Origin of the sequence: Nostoc sp. CHAB 5836 (assembly GCF_020829445.1) — a bacterium.
Taxonomy (GTDB): Bacteria; Cyanobacteriota; Cyanobacteriia; order Cyanobacteriales; family Nostocaceae; genus Nostoc.
In genome coordinates this window covers 1-3,274 of the sequence record NZ_JAIVFV010000337.1, presented here as the reverse complement: position 1 = coordinate 3,274, position 3,274 = coordinate 1, and the positions used below count along the sequence as shown (strand labels likewise).

Sequence of the window (3,274 nt, the reverse complement as noted above, 5' to 3'; positions counted from 1 at the left end):
TTATTGCTCGTAGATACTTGATTATCATTTCTAAAAAAAATGTTCGGATATTACCCCAAAAAACTGCCACGAGGCTATGAAAGTAAATATGATCTTGGCTTCAGTATTAATCCTGAATTATCTGTATTAAATAAGTCTTATTGCTGAGAAGAGAAATTAGCGATCGCACTTTTTTTGAGTCGCCTAACTTGCATCGCATTGCTCCCCATTGAGCAGCTATTGAATGAGGGGATTAGTATGGCCATAAATGGTAGATGTTTATACGGGTTTAGAAGTGATTGGGGTTTCCTCTAAGAATTTGGCGGGGGCGATCGCCTGCTTTAAGGGGCTGATAGTTATGCCATCACTTGGACAAGGCACTTCAACTATAATTCTCCTTGAATAATTTGGGACAATTCACTCCGGCTGCGATTTGCTTCTGACCAAAAAGCTACCCAAAAAATAATTAGCACCAGCATAGGCATCCCTACAAATCTTGCAGCCATTTGATGAGGCATAGCACCTGTTAAGATTATAGAAACGACTGCACCATACCAGGATAAAAACCAGAATCCTAAAAATGCCATCACAAAAGGATGTATCCTCATTTGTACATGAATCGAAGTTTGGTGAGATTCTACTTCAAAGCGTCCTTGAATCACTGGTAAAAATGAGTTGCGGTAGTGAATTATACGACTGATTTGGAAACCTGATTCCGAAATAGTTCCTTGATAAGGGGCGTGTTTTCTAGAGAATCTAAATGCTTTTGTCGGTTCAACTTTTGCATTCAGCCGTTGCAAAACTATAGGCAGTGAATCAGATGTCAAAATTATAAAGGTATCGTTGGGTAGTATTTTCATAGTGCTTTTCCTCGCTTGATGGGGAAGGGCGATCGCTCTCTTGTTAGTGTCAACTCAACGAATTTAAATCTGAGTTGTTATTAATATTGTCTACTTCAGTTACCAACTGTTGTACTTGAGCTAAAATCTGTTGTTGTACTGAATATTGCTGTTGAACTTTTCCTAATTTGCTTATACCTATCCAACCTAAAAATGATGCAATTGCAATAAATAACCAAGTTTTTATTTGCTTGTTCATTTTTTTAAATAGTATTTTGCTACATCCTTAGTATTAACCCTGTGCGATGCCTGCGGTGTTTGTTCTTGTTGCCATCGCATTAGCTGATATATTTCCTCTAAAAACGGGGGCGATCGCAATTTATTTCAGTGGAGCTTAAATTTATATTACCTATCCTGGGGTTCGTATACATAGACTTGATCAACTAAGCTTGAATATCACCAACTAGGCTAGACTGTGCCGAAACGGGAAATTTGTACGCTAAGAAAACCTCAAAAAGTTGAAACCCTTAACTATCAATAGTTTCATCAAGTGTCATCCGAATAAAATTTTTTGTATTTAAGACTAATGAGCGTTAAAAAATTCCTTGAGAGTTGAACGCAAAAAATTTTTAATGGCAAGGCTTTTGGCGATTGATCTGATTTCTTAGCGTACAAAACTCCCAATTTGGCACAGTCTAGCCTACATTATTTACTCAGGTCAAGTTAATAGCTTTATGCAACTCCTGTTTAAACTTTACAAAACTACATAATCAAGCAAGTTTTGGCATCAGCTTAAGAAACATAATTAGCGCTCAGTAGTTTTACTATTGCCTAGTTTTTAACAGCGATCGCCTACTTTATCAAAACTGGGGCATCAAACAATCATAGAAAAATCACTTATGATATACAACACAATCATTGTGCAGTCAATGTTCTAGGCTTTTGGCTCCACATTAGAACTATGAACTTGACACCAATGGAGCAAAACCTATGAGTAATAAGCCTATTGAGCTTTACATCGCCCAAGAACGCTTGCGTCAAGCACGTTACAGTTTCAACCTCGCATTAATTGCAACTGCACTGTCTGCCTGTATTAGCCTTTTAGGTGCTGGACTTTTACTATCTGGTAAAGTTCCCGAAGCAAGTGTTACTGCTGCTGGTGGAATGGCTGCAAGTGTGCGATGCATTCAGCTTGCCAAAGACTCTAACGACAGACTCGACAAGATTTTACCCGAACTAAAGGATGAAGATTAAGGGTAGCAAAGTGCGATCGCCCTTTTCAGTTCTGTCTTAATTGCACAGATGAAGGGTGCGGTCGCTTTAGTTAGGGGTGGTGCTAACTGCACCTGCGCTCCCCCCTGAACGGATACGTTAAACATTTGTTTAACGATTTGTTATAGTTTTGTTTTGAGAATGTTGCTAGAAACATTTGTAGCTAATTCTTCCGAATTTTCTTCGATACAATGTGGCTATTAAAACATTGTTGACAAAGTTATAAGGTGATATTTATGTCAGGTGAGTCAGAAAGTTGGAATCTGTCTAAAATATGGTATCGAAAGCTGACAAAAGACTGGGAAATAGACCGTCTATTGACTGACTTAGAAGCTAGAACCCAAAACCGATACAGGCAAAATACTAAAAAAGACCTGTTATTAGGGTTACTTTGTGGATATAGCTTAACTCAGATCTTGCACCTGTTCAGTTGAATGTCAATTCCATGACTAAGTGCAAGAAGGCGTATTCGTTCAATATCAAGTAAAAGAAGCAACACGAGTATTTGTGGTAAGCAGGCTTGGAAGGCAATTTGTGCAGCGATTCCCCAGTCAGGTAAATTAGTCGTAGCAATAGACAAATATGCTCTTCGGGGCCAAGATATAGGCAATGAGCGACAGGACTAACCAACGGTAAACACCCAACAGTGTTCCTTGGCCAAAACGGTGTAAGCCGAAACGGTGTTTTGCAGTCTTGAACCACCCCTCTATCTGCCATTTACGTTTACCCCACCAAGTAATAGTGCTAGCTTTGAGGGGCTTGGTAGACATAACAAAGCGCTTTTCAAGTTTGCCGCGATCGCGTTTGAGGTAATACCACGACACCGAAACAGGAAACTTTAAACCGACCAGACATACTTGTTGACCCCGTTTATGCAACTGTTTTAAGCATCGCCCATCAACAAGCAAGCGGTCATAACGCACACCTGTAATTGCGTGGTATTTTAACTTGCGTATGCCATGTAGAAACCTTGCACTTCCAAAAGCAGTGTCTGCTAAAATCATCACCTGAAAGTGTTTGGTTAACGATTTAGGTACGCCTTTGACCAGTTTGAATGCTTATATCTTGCACCAATCAGGGTAAACCACTATGAGCGAATTATTGCTGTATGAAAGTAACACTACAAAAAATATCTACTCCAGTAATTACTAGTAACTTAAAAAACAAATTTAATGAAGAAATTA

5 protein-coding genes are annotated in these 3,274 nt (G+C 39.0%); 1 reads left to right on the top strand and 4 read right to left on the bottom strand.

The window, feature by feature from the left end:
* Positions 1-365 precede the first annotated feature (365 nt).
* Together LC605_RS32010 and LC605_RS32005 are read right to left on the bottom strand one after the other, a co-directional pair.
* Positions 366-839: a hypothetical protein gene (locus LC605_RS32010; protein ID WP_229551403.1), complete on the bottom strand. Its 474-nt coding sequence runs from the start codon at positions 837-839 to the stop codon at positions 366-368.
* A 49-nt stretch (positions 840-888) separates the two neighbouring features.
* Complete coding sequence (locus tag LC605_RS32005; RefSeq protein WP_229551402.1) at positions 889-1,077, bottom strand: hypothetical protein; 189 nt, start codon at positions 1,075-1,077, stop codon at positions 889-891.
* Positions 1,078-1,808: 731 nt separating this feature from the next.
* Here LC605_RS32005 and LC605_RS32000 point away from each other — a divergent pair.
* Entirely contained in the window at positions 1,809-2,072 is a 264-nt protein-coding gene (locus tag LC605_RS32000) for a hypothetical protein (RefSeq protein ID WP_229551401.1), read from the top strand.
* On the opposite strand, the gene LC605_RS33220 is transcribed toward LC605_RS32000, so the two are convergent.
* A complete protein-coding gene (locus LC605_RS33220) occupies positions 2,069-2,197 on the bottom strand; it encodes a hypothetical protein (RefSeq protein ID WP_267868733.1) in 129 nt (42 codons plus the stop codon). The genes LC605_RS32000 and LC605_RS33220 overlap by 4 nt on opposite strands.
* A 453-nt stretch (positions 2,198-2,650) precedes the next feature.
* On the bottom strand, positions 2,651-3,094 hold the full coding sequence (locus LC605_RS31995; protein ID WP_229551400.1) for a transposase: 444 nt from the start codon (positions 3,092-3,094) through the stop codon (positions 2,651-2,653).
* Between the last annotated feature and the right edge of the window lie 180 nt (positions 3,095-3,274).

Excerpts from the sequence above, each read along its gene's own strand:
- LC605_RS32010 (WP_229551403.1), bottom strand. The coding sequence starts at position 839 with ATGAAAATACTACCCAACGATACCTTTATAATTTTGACATCTGATTCA.
- LC605_RS32005 (WP_229551402.1), bottom strand. The coding sequence starts at position 1,077 with ATGAACAAGCAAATAAAAACTTGGTTATTTATTGCAATTGCATCATTT.
- LC605_RS32000 (WP_229551401.1), top strand. The coding sequence starts at position 1,809 with ATGAGTAATAAGCCTATTGAGCTTTACATCGCCCAAGAACGCTTGCGT.
- LC605_RS33220 (WP_267868733.1), bottom strand. The coding sequence starts at position 2,197 with ATGTTTAACGTATCCGTTCAGGGGGGAGCGCAGGTGCAGTTAGCACCA.
- LC605_RS31995 (WP_229551400.1), bottom strand. The coding sequence starts at position 3,094 with ATGATTTTAGCAGACACTGCTTTTGGAAGTGCAAGGTTTCTACATGGC.